This window comes from Vibrio sp. RC586 (assembly GCF_000176715.1).
Taxonomy (GTDB): Bacteria; Pseudomonadota; Gammaproteobacteria; order Enterobacterales; family Vibrionaceae; genus Vibrio.
Genome location: NZ_ADBD01000010.1, coordinates 307,239 through 327,852, shown reverse-complemented (window position 1 = coordinate 327,852; position 20,614 = coordinate 307,239). Strand labels below are relative to the sequence as shown.

The window sequence follows — 20,614 nt, the reverse complement described above, 5'->3', positions numbered from 1 at the left end:
TCCATGAAACTTCGACTCAGCAAAACTCTGCCTGCGATATTCATTGCCTTTGTCTTTGTGCAATCGCTGTTTTACAAATTTTCTGGTTCTTACGAAACTCAGTTTATTTTTCAAACCTTAGGGGGATGGTCAGGTTTTACATGGTTTGGTGATTGGGGCGCGTACTTAATTGGCAGCGCTGAGTTGGTGGCCTCTATTCTACTTTTCACTCGTTGGCACGGACTGGGTGCGGTAATGAGTGTCGGTATTATGAGTGGGGCGATATTTTTCCACCTTTTCACTCCACTTGGTATCGCTATGCCTGAATTCAATGAGGCAGGGGAGATGGTAGGCAATGATGGCGGGCTATTGTTTACTATGGCCTGTTTGGTTTGGATCTGCGGTGTGTATCTCACCGTACGTGACTGGCGTTCGTCAGAGAGCACTCTGCAAAGAATGATCGGAGGGATCTAATGATGCAAACCCACCCATTTCGGCTGCCTCGCTACACTCCATTTGGGGTTATAGAGAAAGGAGTAGAGCTGGCAACAGGGCTTAGCAAACTAGAGCGCTACTACCAACAAAGGCCAACTACGCGAGATGGTTTTGAGTTTATGCGCTATACCCTTGATGCGCTGAATGTGCATTACCAAGTGGATAGGGGCAACATTGAACAGATCCCAGCACAAGGGCCAGTGGTGATTGTTGCTAATCATCCACTTGGCGCCATCGAAGGGGTGATTTTGGCGGATCTGGTTGGGCAAGTTCGTAAAGATGTCAAAGTGCTTGCCAATCAACTGCTCAAACGTCTACCAGAAATTGAGCAGTTGTTCATTGGTGTGGATGTGTTTAATAGCGCACAAGCGAGTAAAACCAATGCTCGAGGGATTCGTGAAGCACATCGTCACCTTGCTGAAGGTGGTGTATTGATCGTGTTTCCTGCCGGAGAAGTCTCGACACCGCAAAAGGAAACCGGACAGCTGAGCGATATCGACTGGAGCCAGTCAGTCGCCAAGTTTATTCAGCGCAGTCAGGCGACCTGTGTACCGATTTATATCAATGGCCGTAACAGCGCTTGGTTCTATCGCGCGGGGCTAATTCATCCACTTCTGCGTACTGCCATGTTAGGCAGAGAGCTGCTGAATAAGAGTGCGAGCACTATTTCACTCTGTATTGGTCAGCCTATCCCTTATGCAGAATTAAAAGAATTCGCTCAAGATGAAGATATGGTGAATTATTTGCGGCTCAACACCTATTTGATGAGTCCTAATGGGCAAGCAGAACCTGCGAAAATTTCTTTTGCCACTCCGGTGATTGAGCCGGTATCCAAAGCTGAGTTAATCGCGGAGCTTGCACAGTTGGATAAGCAAGCGACTTTGCTTGAGCAAGGTGAGTTCACCGTGTACTGCGTACCTTCAACCCAAATTCCGCTCATGATGCAGGAGATTGGACGCGTGCGCGAAATCAGTTTCCGCGCGGTCGGCGAAGGCAGTGGTCATGCATGTGATGTGGATGCCTATGATCAGCATTATTGGCAACTGTTCGTTTGGAATCGAGAAAAGAGCGAGCTGGTTGGCGCTTATCGCATGGGCTTAGTGGATAAGATTGTGGCGGAAAAGGATCTGCAAGGGCTCTATTCGCGCAGCCTGTTTCATTACGATCAAGCTTTCTTGGCAACCTTGGATAATGCGATTGAGCTTGGGCGCTCGGTGGTGGCTGAGCAGTATCAACGCAATCTCAACTCGTTGCTTTTATTGTGGAAAGGCATTGCTCGTTTCGTGGAATTGAACCCACGTTATACCCATTTGTTTGGCCCGGTCAGTATCAGTAATGATTACAGTCCGGCCGCTCGACAGCTGATGGCGGCGACGTTATCTATCCATCATTATGATCAAAATAAAGCGGCGTTGGTTAGTCCATCAACCCCTTTGCGTACTGGAGCCGAAGTGTTCTGGCAAAAAAGCCTTTTATCCGCACTCGCCAGTGTCTCTTTGCTCTCTAAAGTGGTTGCACGTATGGAGCAGGGCAATGGGCTGCCTGTGTTGCTGCGCCAGTATCTCGGCATGAATGGCAAATTGGTCTGTTTCAACGTTGATCCAGCTTTTAACGATGCGTTAGATGGTTTGATTGTAGTGAATTTAAAGCAAGTACCACTGAAAACGTTGGCTAAATACATGGGCAAAGAAGCGGCACAAAATTACCTTAAGGCCGCCGAGTAACAAACATAAGACAACATAACCGACAGGAATTGACTATGGTGATTGAGGAGATAATCAAGCCCCAAAGCGTCTCTTGAGGCACATTTCTGCGAGTAAGGGGCATAACAAACAGAGGTGACACCATGCAAAATAACCCGGTCGGTTGGTTTGAAATTTATGTCAATGATATGGAACGCGCAAAGAAATTTTATGAAACCGTCTTGAAGGTTTCCCTAGAAGAACTGCCTAATCCAACATCGATGCCTATACAAATGTTCAGTTTCCCTGCCAATATGGAAAAATATGGCGCATCTGGCGCGTTGGTCAAAATGGAAGGCATTTGCGCTGGTGGAGGCGGAACACTGATTTATTTCTCATGTGATGATTGTGCTGTTGAACAAGAGCGAATTGTTGCCGCAGGAGGACAAGTCCACACGCCGAAAATGTCGATCGGCCAATTTGGTTTCATTACTTTAGCGGTGGATACCGAAAGCAATATGTTTGGTCTGCATTCTATGCAGTAAATCCTTAGCCCAACCGATGAAAAGAGATGGAATACACCATCTCTTTTTTGCTGTTTTTCCTAAAATGCCACTTATGCTCGTTAACGTTGAACATCGTTGTTCAAAACAAGGCGTTATTTCTCTTCTAACCCACGAACATCATGATGTTTCAATGACATCACACGTATTCCATGGTGCACGATCCACATCAACATGGTGGTCGCAATGACGGCGACGAAGATGGAACTAAAACGGTACAAGATGGAAAAGAAGGCGTCTTTTGTTTCAGGCACAATGGCGGTCAGTGGCACCACCAGTGCGGACATCGCTGAAAAAGCAATTGCGCTTTTGATCGGGCCTTTAGTGAGTAAATAACAAAATGGCCCCATGGCAATGGTAAAGGCCAGCCAAAACAGTAAACCGTTGCTGTACCAACCGCCTAAAATCAACTGCACGGCTAAGCCGGCTAGGCAGCCCAGTGCGGTACCAATCACCCGAATTTTTGCCATCGCCATCGAGCCCGCTAATGTCATTGGCGTCAGAATAATGATGACAGAAGCTTGTGCTGAGAGTGAATCGTAGAGATCCGCCATTTGAAACAACAAAAAGGCACTCATCGCAACAATCCATCCCATAGCGACTTGGCTGATGTAATCTAGGTCGCTTTTTACTGGCGTTGTCATGGCGTTCTGCATTTCGTCCCTTTTGGGCTCTGGGAACAGCCAAAATGCCATGGCACAAATAGCGATATTGGCGAGTGAGATGACCCATAAGTTGACGTTAAAGTCTTCGATGTCGATGAAGTCATAGCTAGCAAAATTCAGCACGATTGACCCCATCAATAGCCCCATATAGCCGAATAAATAAGTGTTGGGATTCATCATCGCGATGCATTTGAGTAGGAAAAACAGCCCAACTGCCACCGTCATCAGCACAGGGTGAAACTGAAAATATTCCAACAAAAAGGTGGCCTGTAATGTAGTCCACACTGCCGAGAACGCTACCATCAGTAACGGAGTGATTTGAAAACGCTCTGCTCTGCTTAAAACGAACAGTGGCAACATGATGGCAAAAAAACCGTAGGACCAATCAAAAAGCATACTTAGGGCAAGGCCGCTGGCGCAGCCAAACCAAATTCGCTGAGTTTTCATCGGCGGCCTTAATACAAATAGTGGAACACGCTGGCCAGCTTGATCTGCCAAGTCGCCATCCAGCGCCAAAACGTACTTTCTTGTGGATACAGCACAATGGTGGCGCGCGAGCCAACAAAAAGCGCTTTTGGCATGACCGCATCACTGGCGAGATTGACGCGAGTTCTTTGCGCATCACGCACCCAACGGTTGTTAATTTCAACGCTGGTTAAAGATCCATTCGGTGTTTGCTGTGCAGCGGCAACGCCATAGTCTCGGCTAGAGAGGGAGAAGTCGTAAACTTGGCCGGGGTAAGCATCAAAGGCCACCATGGCGTGATAGCTGGTATCCACGTTGGCGACAGATTTTTCACGAAAATCGCCAGTAACCCAAAGTGAACCAGTGGGAATAAAAGTCAGCATTGGTTGATTGGCATTGGCCATACTACCCACCTCCAATTGCAAATTGGTGACTACGCCATCGCTAGGGGCAAGCACTCGGGTGTTCGCCAGATCCAACTGCGCTTTTTCAATGCCATTATGTGCCACGCGTACCGCAGTGCTTTGCCCTTCACCCTTTCCAAGTTGTGCTTCAATCACTTTCAGGCTCTGTTGTTCGGCTTTTAGATTGGCGTGTGCCACTTGGTTTTGAGCAAAGGCATTGTCGAGAGCCGAGCGTGAAATCACTTGTTGCGTCGAGAGTTTTTGTAAACGCAAATATTCGCGGTGCGCATTGTCATAGGTGGCTTGCGTACGGGCAATGTTGGCTAAAGCAGCTTCGCGTTGCGAATAGAGGGTTGCTTCTTTCTCTAGGGCTGATTGCAACGAGAGTTCCGCTTGTTCTAATGCGATGCGATATTTACGCGCATCAATCGTAAACAACACATCGCCTTGATGTACCTGTTGATTGTTACGGATCTGCACTTGGGTGACTTTGCCTGAAACCTCAGGTGCTACCTGCACAACATAACCTTGAACGCGTCCTTCTGTGGTTATTGGGGAGTGCTGGTCAGCAAAAATGATGTAGAAGAATAGTACGATAAATAGGACAATCAGTGTGCGCATCCAGAGTCGAAATTTATGTTCTGCCGTCATGGTAATTATCATTCAAAAAGAAAGAGTGCAATTATAGAGAAGAGTAAAGCGGTGCAGTAGAATGTGAAAAAAGACATTAATGAGCTAAAAGTAGGACAATGAACGTTAATCTTGATGATCTGTATCTCTTTACACAAACAGTGATGCATGGCGGCATCAGTGCCGCGGCACAAGTTCACCAATTGCAGCGTTCAAAAGTGAGCCGTCGTTTGCAAGAATTGGAGAAGGCACTGGGCTGCCAGTTATTAATTCGCACAACACGTTCGATCGAGCTGACCGAACACGGCCAACGTTTGATTGAATTGATAGGCCAGCCGATGGCGCATATTCAACAGGGTTTAGCCGTCATGTTGGAACATAATCAGTCGTCTGGCGGTAAAGTGCGTTTGGCTATTCCTTCTGCATTGGTGACTTCGGCGGCATTTAACGCCATTATTCGCGAATTTAGTCGGCGTTACCCTGCGGTGGCCTTGGAGATTGAAAACCATCAGCAAAGTGTGGACTTGCGCCGCCAAGCTTTTGATCTTCAATTGTTACCTGACATGGTAAAAGTGAGTGATGACAACTATGTGCAGTTTAGTTTGTTGCCTTATCGCTCGCATTTGGTGGCATCTAAAGAATATTTAGCAAAGTATCCAGCTATCAATAGCGTGAAAGATTTACGTCACCATCGGTTGCTTACCAATCGTTATAACGCGAATTTGCTTGATTCCGGGCTACCGCTGGCACTTAAATCGGACGATTTACATTTGCTGCGTTCGATGGCGATTGCTGGCCAAGGCATTGCTTTTATTCCTCAAGTGCATTCAAAGCCAGCGTTAGAGGAAGGAAACTTAGTGGAAGTGTTGCCAAACTTACGCCATCCCCAGCAGCATTTGACCTTAATCTATCCTTCGGCAGTTTATCTCCCTCAGAAAGTCAAAGTGCTTATCGAGTTGTTCCGTGAAAAATTTCAATAAATGGATACTGTTTTGCTTTTGCTAGGTCTTATGACTGTTGAACGATAACGAGAAGAGGTGATTAGAATGGTATTGCGGCTATTTAAACCGAATCTTATTTCAAGAAATATCTCCTCGATATTGGCATTTATCAACATCGAGGAGAGGGATTTCACTACTCAGCCGAAAGCAGCGAATAGGTGATAGGTCTCACTAAGCCTTAGCAAACTTATAAGTGCGATAACCGCCAATCAGATTGCGCGCTTTAAAGCCGTTATTGACCAGCTGACGATATGCTACGTTACCGCGTAACCCAACTTGGCAATAAATCACGATCTCTTTGTCTTTCGGTAGCTCATTCATACGCTGGCGCAACTGATCAACAGGAATGTTGATTGCGCCGGGCAAGTAGCCCATATTTTGTAACTCCATCGGGTTACGCACATCGAGCAACACTTGATCATCGGTGAGGCTATCAATCTCATCAAAATGAATCGCTTTAGCATCGCCTTTCATTAGGTTAGTCGCGACAAAGGCGGCTTGGTTAATCACATCTTTCGCGCTACCAAACGGTGGAGCGTAGGTCAGTTCAAGGTGCTGTAACTGCTCAACCGTCATGCCTGCACGTTGTGCAACCGCCATCACATCGATACGCTTATCGATGCCATCTTTACCCACGGCTTGTGCGCCGAAGATTTTGCCTGTCTGCGGATCAAACAACATCTTGAACGAGACGACTTCCGCACCCGGGTAGTAGCTCGCATGGCTTGCGGTATGTACGTACACTTTTTCGTAAGTAATGCCTTCACGCTTAAGTTGCTTTTCGTTTTTACCGGTTGAAGCGACCGCTAAATCAAAAATCTTACAAATCGCGGTACCTTGTGTGCCTTGGTAGCTTTCGTTGCGGCCAAGCATGTTATCTGCGGCCATACGACCTTGACGGTTGGCTGGACCTGCCAGTGGTACCAGCGTTTGCTTGCCTGTGACAAAATCTTTCTCTTCAACCGCATCACCGACCGCGTAAATCGCCAGATCGCTAGTCTGCATCTGCTCGTTGACCCAAATGCCGCCAAGTTCACCGAGCTGCAAACCGGCTTCCGCAGCCAGTTTGGTTTCTGGGCGTACACCAATCGCCATGATCAAAATGTCAGTAGTTAGGGTGTCACCATTGCTGAGCACCAAATCCAGTTCGCCTTCCACGTGTTTATGCTCAAGGGATTCACCCGATTCCGTGCTCGGTAACGTGGCGGTGGGTCTGTATTCGACCGATTTCAAAGCCACGCCTAAACGCAGGTCGATACCTTTGGCGCGAATTTCAGCGTGAGCAAAGCCCGCCATTTCGCGATCGACCGGTGTCATGACTTGATCGGCCATTTCAATCAGTGTGGTTTTGATTCCAAGGTGATGGAAAGCTTCCATCATTTCCAGACCGATAAAACCACCACCCACGACAGTGGCATGTTCTGGCTTATTCATTTGCAGTGTTTGGATGATCTTATCCATATCTGGAATGTTACGCAGCGAATGAGTCAGTGGGTTTTGAATCCCAGGGATAGGTGGCACGACAGGGCCTGCACCGGGAGAGAGCAGCAGAAAATCATAGTTTTCATCATACTCAGATTGGTCGAGCAGATTACGTACGGTAATGGTTTTTGCCGCACGATTCACGCGCAACACTTCATTCATGGTGCGCACATCCACATTAAAACGCGCTAAAAAACTCTCTGGCGTTTGCAGCAGCAAATTGCTGCGTTCTTTGATGTCGCCACCAATGTGATATGGCAAGCCACAGTTGGCAAAAGAGACATAGGGGCCGCGTTCAAACATGATGATTTCAGCGTCTTCGCTGAGTCGACGAGCACGAGCCGCTGCGGAAGCACCACCTGCAACACCACCAATAATCACTATTTTCGTCATGAGTTACTCCAAATCAGTTGCTAGATCCCAACACACTATCTCGATAAGACAGAGTGTTGGGGTGTCATTAACGTAATCCTAGTTTCTTGAGAAAGAATGCGGCAGGACAAAAGCCCGTGAATGCGCTTTGGATCAGGTTTACGCCCACAAATACTGTTAGCCACAGAAAATTAGGGTGAACACACCAAGTGAGAATGACTGAAAGCAGAACCATGCTGCCAGCTAATACTCTTACACCGTTTTCAATCGTCATGTTGGTAACCTCCATTGTTGTTTGTTCAAAACTATACGCCTATTAATTAGATGTGTCTAATTTAATTTTATCTAAAATGTTTTCAGCTAAATAAGAATTGACTAATATAAATATATTTGTATGATCTCGTTAAATTTTAGTTAGAGGATAAGCCATGACTAAGCAAGCCAGTGACCATATTGAAATCGAACAAATGAAGAGTAATGCCGTGGAGGTTGCTGAATTACTGCGCGTGATGGCTCATCCGGAACGGTTAATGGTGTTGTGCCAACTGACCAATCGCGAGATGGGGGTTGGGCAGTTACAACAAGGTTCAACATTGAGTCAGTCTGCGTTTTCTCAGCATCTTACCGTGCTGCGTAAGCACGGCATTATTCAGGCGCGTAAAGAATCACAACAAGTTTTCTATAGCCTAGCTGACAGCCGAATCACCGCGTTGATTCAAAGTTTACAGAATGTGTTTTGTCGATAATTAAGTAGAGGAAAGTATGACGTTTTCTATTCCTTGGGACTCGTTAATTGGAGGGATGCTTTTAGGGATTTCAGCGACATTGATGTTGCTCATGAACGGAAAAATTGCCGGAATCAGTGGTATTTTGACGGGCTTACTGACGCCTAAATCGCGAGATTTTGCATGGCGACTGCTGTTTGTGGTTGGCATGATGTCTGGTGGTGTTATCGGTGTGAGGCTTCTTGGTCATCATGTCCCTACCGATTTTGGTGTAAGTGGTATTGTGCTTGCGACCGCAGGTTTATTGGTTGGCGTGGGTACACGACTGGCGAATGGCTGCACCAGTGGACACGGTATCTGCGGCATTGGTCGCTTCTCTAAGCGTTCCATCATTGCGACCTGTGTGTTTATGGTGGTTGCTGCTATGACGGTTTTCGTTCGTCTTCATCTGATGTAAGTGGGTTGGTATGCATAACGTATTATTTCGTGTGACTTCGCTCGTTGCTGGTCTGTTATTTGGCTTAGGAATGGTGGTATCTGGCATGGCGGATCTCGCAAAAGTGATCGGGTTTCTGGATGTGGCAGGAGCTTGGGATCCCAGCTTGATGTTTGTGATGGGGGGCGCGTTAGCAGTCTTCATGCCTGCTTATTTCTTGCTGATCAAACCGAAAGCCAAGCCAGTTAATGCCAAAGTGTTTTGTTTGGCCAATAACACCAAGATTGATCGTCGCTTGATCTCAGGATCTGTGATCTTCGGTTTGGGGTGGGGATTGGTTGGCATCTGTCCGGGGCCGATTGTTTCCAGCTTAGCGTTAGGGAATTTAGGGGCATGGGTCTTTTTTCCCGCAATGATGCTTGGCTTAGGTGTTACTAATTTATTGATCTGTATTAAAAATTGTAAAGAAATTCAGACACAAAATGCCTAATGCAACTAGTCTATTAGGCAGTATCTAGGAAATCACTCTCTGACCCGCTTGAAGCGTTCGCGATACCGTGTGGCAACAAGCGGGAAAGTAGAATCTGCGAGGGAAGAGGATGAAAGCGTTAAGTTGGAGTATCGCACTGGTGCTCGCCAGTTCGGCCTATGCTCAAAATCAAGACAGTAACGAACTGTTTACCGTGAAAACAGAGTCGATCTCGCAGGTGGTCGAATTAGATGGCGTTGTGCAACCTGTCAATCAGGGGTCTTTAGCGGCGCAAACCTCGGGACGAGTGGTTGGCTTATATGTTGATGTCAATGACTATGTCAAGAAAGGCCAAGTGCTGCTAGAAATCAGTGCGGTTCAACAATCGGCTTCGCTTGATGCGGCTAAAGCCCAACTGGCGAGTGCCAATGCACAAAATCGTGAAGCGCAAGCGCAGCTAAACCGCTATCGCCAACTTTTTCCCAAAGGGGCGATTTCTAAAGATCAAATGGACAGTGCCGAAGCGCGCGCGCGCAGTGCGGATGCCGCAGTGAAATCTGCGCAAGCGGCGGTGGAACAAGCCAAAGAGTCTTTGGGTTACACTAATATCACCGCACCTTATGATGGCATTGTTACCAAGCGCATGGTGGAGTTGGGTGAAACCGTTGCACCGGGTACGCCATTGCTTAGTGGTTTTTCGCTCGATGAACTGCGAGTGGAAACGGAAATTCCTCAGCGCTATCAACCTTTTGTTTCTCAAGTCGATCAATTTACTGTGCGTACCGCGCAAGGTGAGCAACTCAAGCCAACAGAATTTAGTTTGTTTAGCTATGCCGATCCGCAATCACATACCTTCAAGACTCGGCTTGAGCTGCCGGAGAAAACTGCCGCACTTGTCCCTGGTATGTGGGTGAAAACCGAATTCAATTATGGTCAACGAGAAGTCTTAGTGGTTCCTAACAGCGCCGTTTTGCGCCGCGCCGAATTGAGTGCCGTGTACCGAGTGAATAACGGCCAACGTGCACTTAACCCAGTACGTTTGGGGCAAAATTATGGCGACTACGTTGAAGTGCTTTCTGGCCTTGAACAAGGTGATGTGGTTGCTACACGAGCAGTAACAGCAAAAGGTGAATGACATGGATAGTCGACTCGGTATTTCGGGTCGCATCGCTGCGGCCTTTCAAAATTCAGCCATGACACCACTGCTTGCCTTAGTCGGTTTGCTGATGGGGTTATTTGCGGTCATGGTGACTCCGAAAGAAGAAGAGCCGCAGATTGATGTGACTTTCGCGGATGTCTATATTCCATTTCCCGGCGCTTCTCCTCGTGAAGTGGAAAGTTTGGTCACCTCACCGGCAGAACAAGTGATTTCCGAAATTGAAGGGATCGATAAGATCTACTCGTTTTCTCAGCCGGATGGCGCAATGATTGTTGCCATTTTTAAAGTGGGTGTACCGCGTAATGATGCGGTGGTGCGGATCTACAACAAACTCTATTCCAACAAGGATTGGATGCCGCAAGGCGTTGGGGTGGGTGAGCCCATCATCAAACCGAAAGGAATTGAAGATGTACCGATTGTGACCATTACCTTGGCAGAGAAGAGTGACCGCTTCGATCAACAGCAACTCACACAAGTTGCGCATGGTTTAGAAACTGAGCTGAAACGTATTCCCGGCACGCGTGATATCTACACGGTTGGCGGACAAAATACCATTGTTGATGTGCGTCTTGACCCTGCCAAAATGAACAGCTTTGGTATTACGTTAGATCAACTCAATCAAAGTTTGCCGGCGGCGAATCAAAGCTCACCGATGCTGCGTTTAACCCACGATAACCAAGAGTTTCCGGTGCAAGTTGGCCAGTTCTTAACTCGGGTGGAAGAAGTGAAACAGTTGGTGGTTGGGTTACACAATGGCACACCCGTTTATCTGGAAGATATTGCGAGCGTTTCCTTTGGGGTTAACACGCCTACTCAAAATGTATGGACAGGCGATCGCGACGGAATTCATCCTGCAGTTACGATTGCGGTGGCTAAGAAAGGGGGAGAAAACGCGGTCGATGTCGCCAAAGCGGTGGAGGCGCGCCTAGTCAGCCTTGAAAACCAACTGATCCCGCAAGGGATTGATGTGGATATCACTCGCGATTACGGACAAACTGCCGCCGATAAAAGCAATACCTTGATTGGAAAACTCGCTTTCGCCACCACGGCAGTGGTGATTTTGGTGCTGCTGACTATGGGCTGGCGTGAAGCGATTGTGGTCGGTATGGCGATTATCGTCACCTTGATGATTACCTTGTTTGCGTCTTGGGCATGGGGTTTTACTCTCAATCGTGTGTCGCTATTCGCTCTGATTTTTTCCATCGGTATCTTGGTCGATGATGCGATTGTGGTGGTGGAGAACATTCACCGGCATATGGCGATGGACAAAAGCAAGTTGTCGGAACTCATTCCCCCTGCGGTAGATGAAGTCGGTGGGCCAACCATTCTTGCTACCCTAACTGTTATTGCGGCCTTGTTGCCGATGGCGTTTGTGTCAGGCTTGATGGGGCCGTACATGAGCCCAATTCCAATTAACGCTTCAATGGGGATGCTGATTTCCCTTGCGGTAGCTTTTGTACTTTCTCCTTGGCTGGCGGGTAAATTCCTCAAGGCGGGGCATCATCATGAAGAAGGCAAAGCGGCGAATGGCATTTTCCACAAAATTATGTCGCCTTTTGTCACTGCACCAAAACAGGGGCGTAACCGACTGTTTTTGCTGCTGACCATTCTGGCTCTGATTGCCGGTTCCGTACTGCTACCAGTGTTCCAAGCCGTAGTGTTGAAAATGCTGCCGTTTGATAACAAATCGGAATTCCAGATTGTGCTCGATATGCCCGAAGGCAGTTCGCTAGAAAAAACACAACGGGTGCTGTTTGAGATGGGGGCGGCGCTGAATGACGTTCCTGAAGTGCGGGATTACCAAATTTATGCCGGCACGGCTGCACCGATCAACTTCAACGGTTTAGTGCGCCATTACTTTATGCGTAACCAAGCCAACCAAGGCGATATTCAAGTCAACTTGCTGGGGCGCAAAGAGCGCGACAGAGATAGCCACACCATCGCCAGCCAACTGCGCCCACAACTGAATGAAATTGCGCAGCGTTTTGGCGGCAAAGTCAAAGTGGTAGAAGTGCCGCCAGGACCGCCAGTTTGGTCGCCGATTTTGGCGGAAGTGTATGGTCCTACACAAGAAATTCGCAACGACGCAGCGCGCCACGTACGGGAAATTTTCCGTGAAACGAAAGACATTGTTGATGTGGACATGTACTTGCCGGAAATGCATGAGAAATGGCAGGTGGTGATTGACCGTAGTAAGGCTGCGCATTTGCAAGTGGCTTATGCCTCGATTGTCGATGCGTTGGCGACGGCGGTGGGCGGTAAGCCCATTACTTATCTGCACAGTGAACACAGTAAGTACCCGATTCCGATCCAGATTCAAGCAACCGAAACCGCCAAAGTGCGCTTAGAGCAGGTGCTGAATATGAAAGTGGGTAGCCAAAACGGTTACGCTTATCCGCTTTCCGATCTGGTTGAAGTACGCCAAACCCGTATGGACGACTACATCGTGCACAAAAACTTGGTGCCTATGGTGATGGTGGTCGGCGATATGTCCGGCAATTTGGATAGCCCACTGTATGGCATGTTTGAGATTGGCTTCGCGCTTGATGAACAAATGGGGCTGGAGCAGTACTACATCCATCAACCAGACGGCCTAAGCGGTGTTGCTGTGGCATGGGATGGCGAATGGACGGTGACTTACGAAACCTTCCGCGATATGGGTATTGCTTACGCTGTGGGCATGGTGCTGATTTATCTACTGGTGGTTGCACAGTTTAAATCTTATCTCGTGCCACTCATCATCATGGCTCCGATCCCGCTGACTATCATCGGCGTCATGCCCGGTCATGCCTTGCTAGGGGCGCAATTTACTGCGACATCCATGATTGGGATGATAGCGTTGGCGGGGATCATTGTGCGTAACTCAATCTTGTTGGTGGACTTCATCAACCAACAGGTAGAGCAGGGCATGGAGTTCTCTGAAGCGGTCATTCAATCTGCGGCGGTACGGGCAAAACCGATTATGCTGACTGCTCTGGCGGCCATGATTGGTGCGGTGTTTATCCTCGATGATCCTATCTTCAACGGTCTGGCGATCAGCTTGATCTTCGGGATTTTTGTCTCCACCGTACTGACTTTATTGGTCATTCCTGTGCTCTATTACGTGGTGATGCGTAAACGCTTCTCGGCACATTAACTCAAAGTGACGAGACAATTTATGGATAGAGGCTGATCGCACAGGTCAGCCTCTTTTTTAGGTGCTATTCGCTATCCCAAACATGTAGCTGGCCTATTCAAGGTTGGATTATCAAAAAATTTTTGAAAATGATTCAAGCAGCAGGTGGTTTCTTGTTGTGTGTCAGTCAGATATCTTAGCGCCATCTTTACCCAGACGACTTGCAATGGCAGGTCATATACCCAAACTACTTGGAGTTGCAGGTAGGCGGCAAGTAAGTTCATCCCCATGAGCATAGATACACTATGTGATTGGGGTGAACGAACGTAGCCAACACCGCTGCAGCTTCAAGTAGGAAGGGTATAGAGAATTTCCTTAGGAGTGAAACATGAATATTCTACAAGCGTCGCAGTCTCGCTATTCCACCAAAGCGTTTGACGCTAGCCGCAAGCTGTCTGAACAGCAAGTTGCAGATTTGAAAGAGTTGGTACGCATGAGTGCCTCTAGCGTGAACTCGCAACCTTGGCATTTTATTCTGGCCGGCAGTGATGAAGGCAAAGCACGCATTGCCAAAGCAACGCAAGGCGGTTTTTCGTTTAACGAGCGCAAAATTTTAGATGCATCGCACGTGATGGTGTTTTGTGCCAAAACCAGTATTGATGATGCTTATCTGCTCTCACTGCTGGAGAACGAAGATCAAGATGGCCGTTTTGCTAACGAAGAAGCAAAAAATGGCATGCATGGCGGACGCAGCTATTTCGTTAATCTACACCGTGAGACCCTGAACGATGCTGAGCACTGGATGCAAAAACAAGTTTACCTCAACGTGGGTACACTGCTACTGGGTGCTGCGGCGATGGGGATTGATGCGGTTCCGATTGAAGGCTTTGATGCTCAAGTGCTGAACGAAGAGTTTGGCTTAACCGAAAAAGGCTTCAACAGCGTGGTGATTGTACCACTAGGATTCCACAGTGAAGGCGACTTCAACGCCAAACTACCTAAATCACGTTGGCCTGCGGAAGCGGTCTTTACCGAGCTGTAAGTTATGATCCATTTACTCGCAGAAATCAAAGCCTTCCCCGATTCAGCGCAGCAAGTGCAAGCGCTGCTCGAAGCGCTCCTTGAGCCTAGTCGCAATGAAGAGGGGTGTTGCCAATATGAGCTGTATCGTGACAACTCGATTGAGGGGCTGTTTTTAATGCAGGAAATTTGGTGTTCGGAAGAGAGCTTGCAAAAGCACCAACAGAGCGCCCATTTCCAGCATTTTCAGCAAAAGATCGGTGAGCGCGAGATGTTGGAATACCTGCAGTTACGCCCACTGACTTTTGTTGGCTAACGAGGATTTTGCTCTCGCTCTTGAATGGCTGTCAGTACCGCACGTCGTTGCTGACAGCCTTTTTCACGAATGAACTCCTGAAAAGCGCGAATGGTTGGGGTGATCAAACGTCGATCGGCACACACCATATAAATGGGTACTGGGCCGCTTTCCCATTCCGGCAAAATCCGCACTAAACGCCCATCAATAATGTCCTGACTGATGTCCATCAGCGATTTATTGGCAATCCCTTTGCCTTTTACCGCCAATCTGTGTACCACTTCGCCATCATTACAGGCAGGGTTGCCTTGCACCACCACACTGTGCGTTTCACCATTACGGCTCAAAATCCATTTGTTGTGTAGTGTATCGGCCAACATAAAGCACAGACAGTTGTGATGCTGTAAATCGTCAGGATGCAGAATGGGCGGGTGAGCGGCCAAATACTCTGGCGAAGCACACAACACGCGCTCGTTAGAATCGCACAGCAACATTGCCACCAAATTAGAATCGGCTGGCTGACCATAACGAATCGCGATATCGACCGGATTGGCGTACATATCCGTGAGACGATCGGAGAGATCCAGTTTCACCGTGACATTCGGGTGCCGCGCGATAAATTCATCAATCCAGTCGAGCAGCAAATTACGCCCCAAATCGGAAGGCGCGCTGATGTGCAGTTGGCCAGCCAACTGGCCACGCGCACAAGCGATCTGATCTAAACCCTCTTGCAAGGTGGCCAGTGCGGTTTGGGTTTTGGCGAGAAAGATTTCACCCTCATGAGTTAAACGAATATGTCGCGTCGAGCGCACAAACAGCGGAAATTGCACTTGCTCTTCCAAGCGGCGGATCGCAGCGCTCACGGCGGCGGTTGTAAGTGATAGGCTGTTAGCGGCTTTAGAAAAACTGCCTTGGCGCGCGGTTTCGACAAACAAATTCAAATCATTGAGTGCTTTCATCTTTCTAGCCTATTGAGCGAGTTCTAGAGTGGCATCCATGTGCTGAATGATCTCCACAGCCTGATACGCTTGCCAACACTGCTTTGCACCTGCATCACCGCCTTGTGCTTTGCGCTGATAGTGCTGCTGCAACTGCTGTAAATAACGCTGTGCGATCTTCTGTTGATCTGCGCCGTTTGTTTGCCAAAGCAATTCACCGACCAAAGAGAGAGGGTGAGAGCAAGCCCCCGAACTGGGATGGATCTGCACATGCAGTAGCTCATAAATGCGCTGATTCTCTTCCACTAAACGCTCGCTTTTCAGCTCCGCATTAAGCGCGATTAACTGCTCGCGCAACGTATAAGTGTGGTGAACCGGGCACAGCAGCAGCTCAAACGTCATGCTCGGGTGACGCTTGGCAAGCTCGGCAATAAATTCCATCATCAAATCTCCGCCCACTCCGGCGATAATGACGAGATGCGATCCTGCGTTGGCTTCGAGTGGCAAATCGCGCACATCAAGGCAGTAAGTGCGCCAGCGCGGTGAGTTGGTCGTGGCAGGAAAATAGCGGGTTAAATCGAGCGTGACCTTCTCAATCAAAGAGGGAACGATATCGACAAAATGCACTGTGGTGCTAGGGTGCTGTTTGAGTAACGCCGCACCGAGTAAACCGTGGTCGCAACAGCAATCCCAAATCTGGTCGTAGTCGTGTTTTACGTGTTGGACTAACTGAGTCAGCCGTTTTCCTAATTTCATGCCGTACCTACATGTCGCAACTAAAAGAAGCCGCTGAATCAAAACTGAGGCGGCCATTTTACTCAGGTTCGGAAAAATGTTGCAGAGAAATTAACAAACTGGTTAATGAGCAGTTCTTCTTAACGGGAGAGTGATTTATAGTGGTTGCCTGTAACCTGTTCTGACAAAAGGAAATGTCATGGCGGCTTTGTTTTTCAAGTGCTTGCTTGGAGCGCTTGCGGTGTTGATCATTGCCCTGTTATCGAAAACCAAAAGCTTTTTTATTTCTGGCCTTGTGCCGCTATTTCCCACCTTTGCTTTAATCGCCCATTACATTGTTGGCACCGAACGCACTATGGAAGATCTGCGCACTACCGCGCTGTTTGGGCTGTATTCGCTTATCCCTTATGCGGCGTATCTTCTTGCGGTGTATTACTTTAGTTACCGCTTGAGCCTTACTGGCACACTGGTCTGTGCCACCTTGGTTTGGCTGGTATTTGCTGCACTTTTACTGGTGGGTTGGACTCGTTTACACCCGAGCATGGCCTAAGCTCACTCGCCATCATGAAAGGATTTAAGGAGAAAGCTGTGTCTGTAGAAAAAACGACAACAAGATTGCCCGTGGCCGAATGTGTCTCTTTTTTGCTGATCAAAGAGGGCACTTGTCTACTCGAACGTCGCTCAGCAACCAAAGCGAGCGATCCTAATATCATCGCGATCCCCGGTGGGCATATCGAAGCGGGAGAAAACCAAGCGCAAGCGTTGCAGCGTGAAGTGCAAGAAGAGTTAGGCGTGGACGCTACGCGCAGCGTTTATCTCTGCTCGCTCTATCATCCGACAGAATTTGAGCTGCAACTGCTGCACTATTACGTGGTGGATCAATGGCAAGGTGAGATCGCCTGCCACGAGGCGGATGAAGTTTTTTGGACGCCGATTGCGCCAAGTGCGGTGGAAACCGTTGCTGATAAAATCGCGATTCAAGAGTTCCAACGCCTGTATCCACGCTATCTGGCGCTTTAAATTCGCGCTCAATCATTCGTCAAGGAGAGACTATGCCGTTAACTCGATTAACTTTGCAGGATGAAGCGGCGTTTGCCGAGTTCTTCCAAGATTTTCAGCGCCACGACCCGATCAACTGTGATTTTTACCGCCAAGGCGATGAGAATTTTGCCGACTACGTGCAACTGCTGGATGACCACGCCCACGGCCAAAACCTGCCTTGTGGCTACGTGCCTTGCAGCTATTTTTGGTATCAAGATCAACAAGGCAAGATTTTGGGTGCGCTGCGTTTGCGTCACCACATTGATACGCCATTTCTTACTAACGAAGCGGGGCATATTGGCTACGATGTTGCACCCAGTGCGCGCCGCAAGGGCATTGGCTGCGAAATGCTGCGCCTTGGATTGATAGAAGCCAAACGCTTAGGCTTAAAACGCGTGTTGCTGGTTGCCGATAGCGATAATCACGCATCACGCCGAGTGATTGAAAGCAACGGCGGTGTGTTTGAAAGCACGATCACCGGAGAGTATTTCCCCTCTTTACTGGCACGCTACTGGATTGACCTTTAGCCACAAGGACGTGAGATGAAAATTGCGATTCTAGATGATTACCAAAATGTGGTGCGTGGCTTAAACGCCTTTCAATGCTTACAAGGGCATGACGTCACCGTATTCAATGACAGTGTGAGCGATGAAACGGTATTGATTGAGCGCCTGAAAGCTTTTGAGGCTTTGGTGCTGATCCGCGAGCGCACCCCAATCACTGAAAATCTTTTGGCTCATCTGCCGAATTTAAAACTCATCAGCCAGACCGGAAAAGTCAGCAACCATATTGATGTGGCACTGTGTGAGCGTTATGGCGTGACCGTGTTAGAAGGCATCGGCTCTCCTGTTGCCCCAGCGGAGCTGTGCTGGGGTTTAATCCTTGCCGCTTCGCGCCATTTGCCAAGTTATATCGAGCAGTTACACGCAGGCCATTGGCAGCAAAATGGCGGATTAGGGTTAGGTCGAACCCTCTCTGGTCGCACCTTGGGCATTTGGGGGTTAGGCAAAATCGGCCAGCGCATTGCTCAATTTGGTCACGTATTTGGTATGCCAATCTTGGTGTGGGGCAGTGAAGCCTCGCGGCAAAAAGCGCTTGAGTTGGGTTATCAAGCTGCCGCCGATAAAGCCGAGTTTTTTGCTAAAGCCGATGTACTTTCACTGCACTTACGTTTGAATGACGCCACGCGTGGCATTGTGACCAAGCAAGATCTGCTTGCCATGAAACCCGATTCGCTGTTTGTGAATACCAGCCGAGCTGAACTGGTGGAGTCGGGCGCACTCTACTCAGTGATGCAGGCTAACCCAACGCGCCAAGCCGCGGTCGATGTGTACGAAAACGAGCCCGCGTTACCCAACAATGAGCCGCTGCTGAGTTTGCCCAATGTGCTGTGCGCGCCGCATCTCGGTTATGTGGAGAAAAACAGCTACGAGATCTACTTTCAGGCCGCGTTTGAGAATGTGGTCAAGTTTGCTCACTCGGCCGCGAAAGCGTCACTGAGCGATAAGGCCTAAAGGAAACACAGCATGTCCGAAAGAGCTTCTTTCACACTCTTTATTCAAATCTTGATTATCGCCGCCGTGTCTGCGGGGGCAGGGACGCTACTCTCCATCCCACTGTCTGAAATGTTTATTGCCTCGGGTTTGGTTATTGTGCTGCACAAGAAGCGTTGGCTAACTATTCATACGCCGCCGTGGCTGCTGCTGTTTGTGCAAGTCGTGCTTGGGATCAGTGTCGGTGCGACTATCAGTTTGAGCGAGCTAGGTACCACCTTAACCTTGCCGGTGATCGTGGGTTTGGTGTGCTGTTTAACGCTGCAAATCATCAGTAGCTATTTGTGGCTCACCAAAAAAGAGGGTTGGACGCCGTTTGAATCTCTACTCGGTGCCGTACCGGGTGCGATGGCTGCAATTTTGGTGATCAGCGAATCAAGCGAAAAGCCTTCCGCCAAAGTGGTCTATTCCCACTCTGTGCGCCTGATGATCCTCACTTTATTGGCACTGTTGATCTCCAACAGCGCGCCGGATAGCGCATCCGTAGACGGCAGCTTGACCGTTTACGCTTGGCTTATTTTCTTGGCTCTGGCGCTTATGAGCTTGCTACTGGGTAAAGCTTCCACCTTACTCGGCATTCCTGCGCCTTATATGTTGGCAGCGTTACTCATCACCGCCAGCTTTAATGGCTTTGCCACCGGCATTGATATGCAACTGCCGAAATGGATGGTGATATTCGCCACCGCTTTGCTCGGCATTTTGATCGGCTCACGCATTGCCGATACCACACTGCGCGAAGCCATGGCGTATTCCCGCGCAGGGGTAATGGTCACCATGATTGGCCTTTTGGTCGCGGTGGGCGTCTCCGGCGTCTTTTCTATTTTGATCGATAAATCATGGGTCGTGCTGCTGCTTTCTTGGGTTCCCGGCAGTGTAGAAGCCATGACCGCCGTCGCCTTACTGCTCGGAATGGAGCCCGCGTTTGTGATGATTAACCACGCTCTGCGCCTGTTGTTGCTCTATTCACTGCCCGCCATGCTGAAAAAGCAGTTGGAGGAGTTGAGGGGGAGGTGATGGGGGAATTCTTGAGTAAGAGCTAGCTAGTGGATGGGGTTAGCTCAGAAGTGCCCCTTTTCGTGCCAGCAATGATTAACCTCTTGATTTTCTGCCGCTTGTTCAAGAGCTCTATGTACTTAGAGTGGGCAAGTGATTGGCCATGACGTTCTTGTCAAAGGTCAATCATATCAACCAAGCTTCTAAGCTCGACCTTATCACCAAGCCAAGGTTTCTCATCAACCTCGGCCATAGTGAACTTTTCGAACGCAAGTGCTTCGCCTTTAGTAGTGAAGCGCTTGCGAATCCGCTTACTAGCCCGGCCCTGTAGGTAGCATTCACAAAGCCAAGTTTTTGTGGCCGTCTTTTAAGTTTCTAATAGACATTATAATCACAG

General features: G+C 48.6%; 22 protein-coding genes and 1 pseudogene. 16 read left to right on the top strand and 7 right to left on the bottom strand.

Going from position 1 to position 20,614, the window contains the following annotated elements; genetic code table 11:
• The first annotated feature begins 3 nt into the window (after window positions 1-3).
• The 3 genes from VOA_RS06530 (at window position 4) to VOA_RS06540 (ending at window position 2,701) form a co-directional block, all read left to right on the top strand.
• Window positions 4-453, top strand: a complete 450-nt coding sequence (locus VOA_RS06530; RefSeq protein WP_000776797.1) for a hypothetical protein — start codon at window positions 4-6, stop codon at window positions 451-453.
• A 2-nt stretch (window positions 454-455) separates the two neighbouring features.
• Window positions 456-2,198, top strand: a complete 1,743-nt coding sequence (locus VOA_RS06535) for a lysophospholipid acyltransferase family protein (RefSeq protein WP_009356044.1) — start codon at window positions 456-458, stop codon at window positions 2,196-2,198.
• Window positions 2,199-2,320: 122 nt separating this feature from the next.
• Window positions 2,321-2,701 (top strand): VOC family protein, encoded by a 381-nt coding sequence (locus VOA_RS06540; RefSeq protein WP_001180703.1) that lies wholly within the window; start codon window positions 2,321-2,323, stop codon window positions 2,699-2,701.
• Between the two features lie 113 nt (window positions 2,702-2,814).
• On the opposite strand, the gene VOA_RS06545 is transcribed toward VOA_RS06540, so the two are convergent.
• Both VOA_RS06545 and VOA_RS06550 read right to left on the bottom strand, forming a co-directional pair.
• Window positions 2,815-3,831 (bottom strand): DUF2955 domain-containing protein, encoded by a 1,017-nt coding sequence (locus tag VOA_RS06545; protein ID WP_000857066.1) that lies wholly within the window; start codon window positions 3,829-3,831, stop codon window positions 2,815-2,817.
• Window positions 3,832-3,839: 8 nt separating this feature from the next.
• The gene (locus VOA_RS06550; RefSeq protein ID WP_000123144.1) at window positions 3,840-4,904 is read right to left on the bottom strand and encodes an HlyD family secretion protein; all 1,065 of its coding nucleotides are present in this window, start codon (window positions 4,902-4,904) and stop codon (window positions 3,840-3,842) included.
• Between the two features lie 98 nt (window positions 4,905-5,002).
• Here VOA_RS06550 and VOA_RS06555 point away from each other — a divergent pair, with 98 nt between their 5' ends.
• Window positions 5,003-5,863 carry a LysR family transcriptional regulator gene (locus VOA_RS06555; RefSeq protein ID WP_001102164.1) on the top strand — a complete coding sequence of 287 codons (861 nt, stop codon included), beginning with the start codon at window positions 5,003-5,005 and terminating at the stop codon, window positions 5,861-5,863.
• Between the two features lie 192 nt (window positions 5,864-6,055).
• On the opposite strand, the gene VOA_RS06560 is transcribed toward VOA_RS06555, so the two are convergent.
• Both VOA_RS06560 and VOA_RS06565 read right to left on the bottom strand, forming a co-directional pair.
• Window positions 6,056-7,759 (bottom strand): FAD-dependent oxidoreductase, encoded by a 1,704-nt coding sequence (locus VOA_RS06560; protein WP_000161815.1) that lies wholly within the window; start codon window positions 7,757-7,759, stop codon window positions 6,056-6,058.
• 67 nt (window positions 7,760-7,826) lie between these two features.
• On the bottom strand, window positions 7,827-8,012 hold the full coding sequence (locus VOA_RS06565) for a YgaP family membrane protein (protein ID WP_000151362.1): 186 nt from the start codon (window positions 8,010-8,012) through the stop codon (window positions 7,827-7,829).
• Between the two features lie 154 nt (window positions 8,013-8,166).
• Here VOA_RS06565 and VOA_RS06570 point away from each other — a divergent pair, with 154 nt between their 5' ends.
• The 7 genes from VOA_RS06570 to VOA_RS06600 all read left to right on the top strand — a co-directional run bounded on the left by VOA_RS06570 (window position 8,167) and on the right by VOA_RS06600 (window position 14,978).
• Window positions 8,167-8,484, top strand: coding sequence for an ArsR/SmtB family transcription factor (locus tag VOA_RS06570; RefSeq protein ID WP_000165909.1), 318 nt, complete (start codon window positions 8,167-8,169; stop codon window positions 8,482-8,484).
• Between the two features lie 16 nt (window positions 8,485-8,500).
• Window positions 8,501-8,920 carry a YeeE/YedE family protein gene (locus tag VOA_RS06575; RefSeq protein ID WP_009356043.1) on the top strand — a complete coding sequence of 140 codons (420 nt, stop codon included), beginning with the start codon at window positions 8,501-8,503 and terminating at the stop codon, window positions 8,918-8,920.
• Window positions 8,921-8,930: 10 nt separating this feature from the next.
• Entirely contained in the window at window positions 8,931-9,389 is a 459-nt protein-coding gene (locus VOA_RS06580; protein ID WP_000552045.1) for a YeeE/YedE family protein, read from the top strand.
• 109 nt (window positions 9,390-9,498) lie between these two features.
• Window positions 9,499-10,503, top strand: coding sequence for an efflux RND transporter periplasmic adaptor subunit (locus VOA_RS06585; RefSeq protein WP_000646057.1), 1,005 nt, complete (start codon window positions 9,499-9,501; stop codon window positions 10,501-10,503).
• A 1-nt stretch (window position 10,504) separates the two neighbouring features.
• On the top strand, window positions 10,505-13,663 hold the full coding sequence (locus VOA_RS06590) for an efflux RND transporter permease subunit (protein WP_000378343.1): 3,159 nt from the start codon (window positions 10,505-10,507) through the stop codon (window positions 13,661-13,663).
• 367 nt (window positions 13,664-14,030) lie between these two features.
• Window positions 14,031-14,684 carry an oxygen-insensitive NAD(P)H-dependent nitroreductase NfsB gene (locus VOA_RS06595; protein WP_001023821.1) on the top strand — a complete coding sequence of 218 codons (654 nt, stop codon included), beginning with the start codon at window positions 14,031-14,033 and terminating at the stop codon, window positions 14,682-14,684.
• Between the two features lie 3 nt (window positions 14,685-14,687).
• Window positions 14,688-14,978, top strand: a complete 291-nt coding sequence (locus VOA_RS06600) for a putative quinol monooxygenase (RefSeq protein WP_000581562.1) — start codon at window positions 14,688-14,690, stop codon at window positions 14,976-14,978.
• On the opposite strand, the gene VOA_RS06605 is transcribed toward VOA_RS06600, so the two are convergent.
• Window positions 14,975-15,916 (bottom strand): LysR family transcriptional regulator, encoded by a 942-nt coding sequence (locus VOA_RS06605; protein WP_000645870.1) that lies wholly within the window; start codon window positions 15,914-15,916, stop codon window positions 14,975-14,977. The genes VOA_RS06600 and VOA_RS06605 overlap by 4 nt on opposite strands.
• 9 nt (window positions 15,917-15,925) lie before the next feature.
• Window positions 15,926-16,651: a tRNA (adenine(22)-N(1))-methyltransferase gene (locus tag VOA_RS06610; protein WP_000765941.1), complete on the bottom strand. Its 726-nt coding sequence runs from the start codon at window positions 16,649-16,651 to the stop codon at window positions 15,926-15,928.
• Window positions 16,652-16,829: 178 nt separating this feature from the next.
• On the opposite strand from VOA_RS06610, the gene VOA_RS06615 reads away from it, so the two are divergent.
• The 5 genes from VOA_RS06615 to VOA_RS06635 are packed head-to-tail and all read left to right on the top strand — an operon-like array spanning window position 16,830 to window position 20,238.
• Window positions 16,830-17,180 carry a GlpM family protein gene (locus VOA_RS06615; protein ID WP_000729333.1) on the top strand — a complete coding sequence of 117 codons (351 nt, stop codon included), beginning with the start codon at window positions 16,830-16,832 and terminating at the stop codon, window positions 17,178-17,180.
• 14 nt (window positions 17,181-17,194) lie between these two features.
• The gene (locus VOA_RS06620; protein ID WP_032468318.1) at window positions 17,195-17,650 is read left to right on the top strand and encodes an NUDIX hydrolase; all 456 of its coding nucleotides are present in this window, start codon (window positions 17,195-17,197) and stop codon (window positions 17,648-17,650) included.
• A gap of 32 nt (window positions 17,651-17,682) precedes the next feature.
• Window positions 17,683-18,198 carry a GNAT family N-acetyltransferase gene (locus VOA_RS06625; RefSeq protein ID WP_001131616.1) on the top strand — a complete coding sequence of 172 codons (516 nt, stop codon included), beginning with the start codon at window positions 17,683-17,685 and terminating at the stop codon, window positions 18,196-18,198.
• Window positions 18,199-18,213: 15 nt separating this feature from the next.
• Window positions 18,214-19,185 carry a D-2-hydroxyacid dehydrogenase family protein gene (locus tag VOA_RS06630; protein WP_000684295.1) on the top strand — a complete coding sequence of 324 codons (972 nt, stop codon included), beginning with the start codon at window positions 18,214-18,216 and terminating at the stop codon, window positions 19,183-19,185.
• Between the two features lie 12 nt (window positions 19,186-19,197).
• Window positions 19,198-20,238: an AbrB family transcriptional regulator gene (locus VOA_RS06635; RefSeq protein ID WP_000003783.1), complete on the top strand. Its 1,041-nt coding sequence runs from the start codon at window positions 19,198-19,200 to the stop codon at window positions 20,236-20,238.
• A gap of 157 nt (window positions 20,239-20,395) precedes the next feature.
• Here the strand turns inward: VOA_RS06635 and VOA_RS20305 are convergent.
• Window positions 20,396-20,603, bottom strand: a pseudogene (locus tag VOA_RS20305) (site-specific integrase); the annotation flags it as partial.
• Window positions 20,604-20,614: the final 11 nt, after the last annotated feature.

Bases quoted from the DNA above. Each gene is read 5' to 3' on its own strand.
- VOA_RS06605 (WP_000645870.1), bottom strand. From the start codon at position 15,916: ATGAAAGCACTCAATGATTTGAATTTGTTTGTCGAAACCGCGCGCCAA.
- VOA_RS06595 (WP_001023821.1), top strand. From the start codon at position 14,031: ATGAATATTCTACAAGCGTCGCAGTCTCGCTATTCCACCAAAGCGTTT.
- VOA_RS06615 (WP_000729333.1), top strand. From the start codon at position 16,830: ATGGCGGCTTTGTTTTTCAAGTGCTTGCTTGGAGCGCTTGCGGTGTTG.
- VOA_RS06575 (WP_009356043.1), top strand. From the start codon at position 8,501: ATGACGTTTTCTATTCCTTGGGACTCGTTAATTGGAGGGATGCTTTTA.
- VOA_RS06625 (WP_001131616.1), top strand. From the start codon at position 17,683: ATGCCGTTAACTCGATTAACTTTGCAGGATGAAGCGGCGTTTGCCGAG.
- VOA_RS06580 (WP_000552045.1), top strand. From the start codon at position 8,931: ATGCATAACGTATTATTTCGTGTGACTTCGCTCGTTGCTGGTCTGTTA.
- VOA_RS06540 (WP_001180703.1), top strand. From the start codon at position 2,321: ATGCAAAATAACCCGGTCGGTTGGTTTGAAATTTATGTCAATGATATG.
- VOA_RS06570 (WP_000165909.1), top strand. From the start codon at position 8,167: ATGACTAAGCAAGCCAGTGACCATATTGAAATCGAACAAATGAAGAGT.
- VOA_RS06620 (WP_032468318.1), top strand. From the start codon at position 17,195: ATGAAAGGATTTAAGGAGAAAGCTGTGTCTGTAGAAAAAACGACAACA.
- VOA_RS06565 (WP_000151362.1), bottom strand. From the start codon at position 8,012: ATGACGATTGAAAACGGTGTAAGAGTATTAGCTGGCAGCATGGTTCTG.
- VOA_RS06630 (WP_000684295.1), top strand. From the start codon at position 18,214: ATGAAAATTGCGATTCTAGATGATTACCAAAATGTGGTGCGTGGCTTA.
- VOA_RS06545 (WP_000857066.1), bottom strand. From the start codon at position 3,831: ATGAAAACTCAGCGAATTTGGTTTGGCTGCGCCAGCGGCCTTGCCCTA.
- VOA_RS06555 (WP_001102164.1), top strand. From the start codon at position 5,003: ATGAACGTTAATCTTGATGATCTGTATCTCTTTACACAAACAGTGATG.
- VOA_RS06600 (WP_000581562.1), top strand. From the start codon at position 14,688: ATGATCCATTTACTCGCAGAAATCAAAGCCTTCCCCGATTCAGCGCAG.
- VOA_RS06610 (WP_000765941.1), bottom strand. From the start codon at position 16,651: ATGAAATTAGGAAAACGGCTGACTCAGTTAGTCCAACACGTAAAACAC.
- VOA_RS06635 (WP_000003783.1), top strand. From the start codon at position 19,198: ATGTCCGAAAGAGCTTCTTTCACACTCTTTATTCAAATCTTGATTATC.
- VOA_RS06535 (WP_009356044.1), top strand. From the start codon at position 456: ATGCAAACCCACCCATTTCGGCTGCCTCGCTACACTCCATTTGGGGTT.
- VOA_RS06590 (WP_000378343.1), top strand. From the start codon at position 10,505: ATGGATAGTCGACTCGGTATTTCGGGTCGCATCGCTGCGGCCTTTCAA.
- VOA_RS06585 (WP_000646057.1), top strand. From the start codon at position 9,499: ATGAAAGCGTTAAGTTGGAGTATCGCACTGGTGCTCGCCAGTTCGGCC.
- VOA_RS06530 (WP_000776797.1), top strand. From the start codon at position 4: ATGAAACTTCGACTCAGCAAAACTCTGCCTGCGATATTCATTGCCTTT.
- VOA_RS06560 (WP_000161815.1), bottom strand. From the start codon at position 7,759: ATGACGAAAATAGTGATTATTGGTGGTGTTGCAGGTGGTGCTTCCGCA.
- VOA_RS06550 (WP_000123144.1), bottom strand. From the start codon at position 4,904: ATGACGGCAGAACATAAATTTCGACTCTGGATGCGCACACTGATTGTC.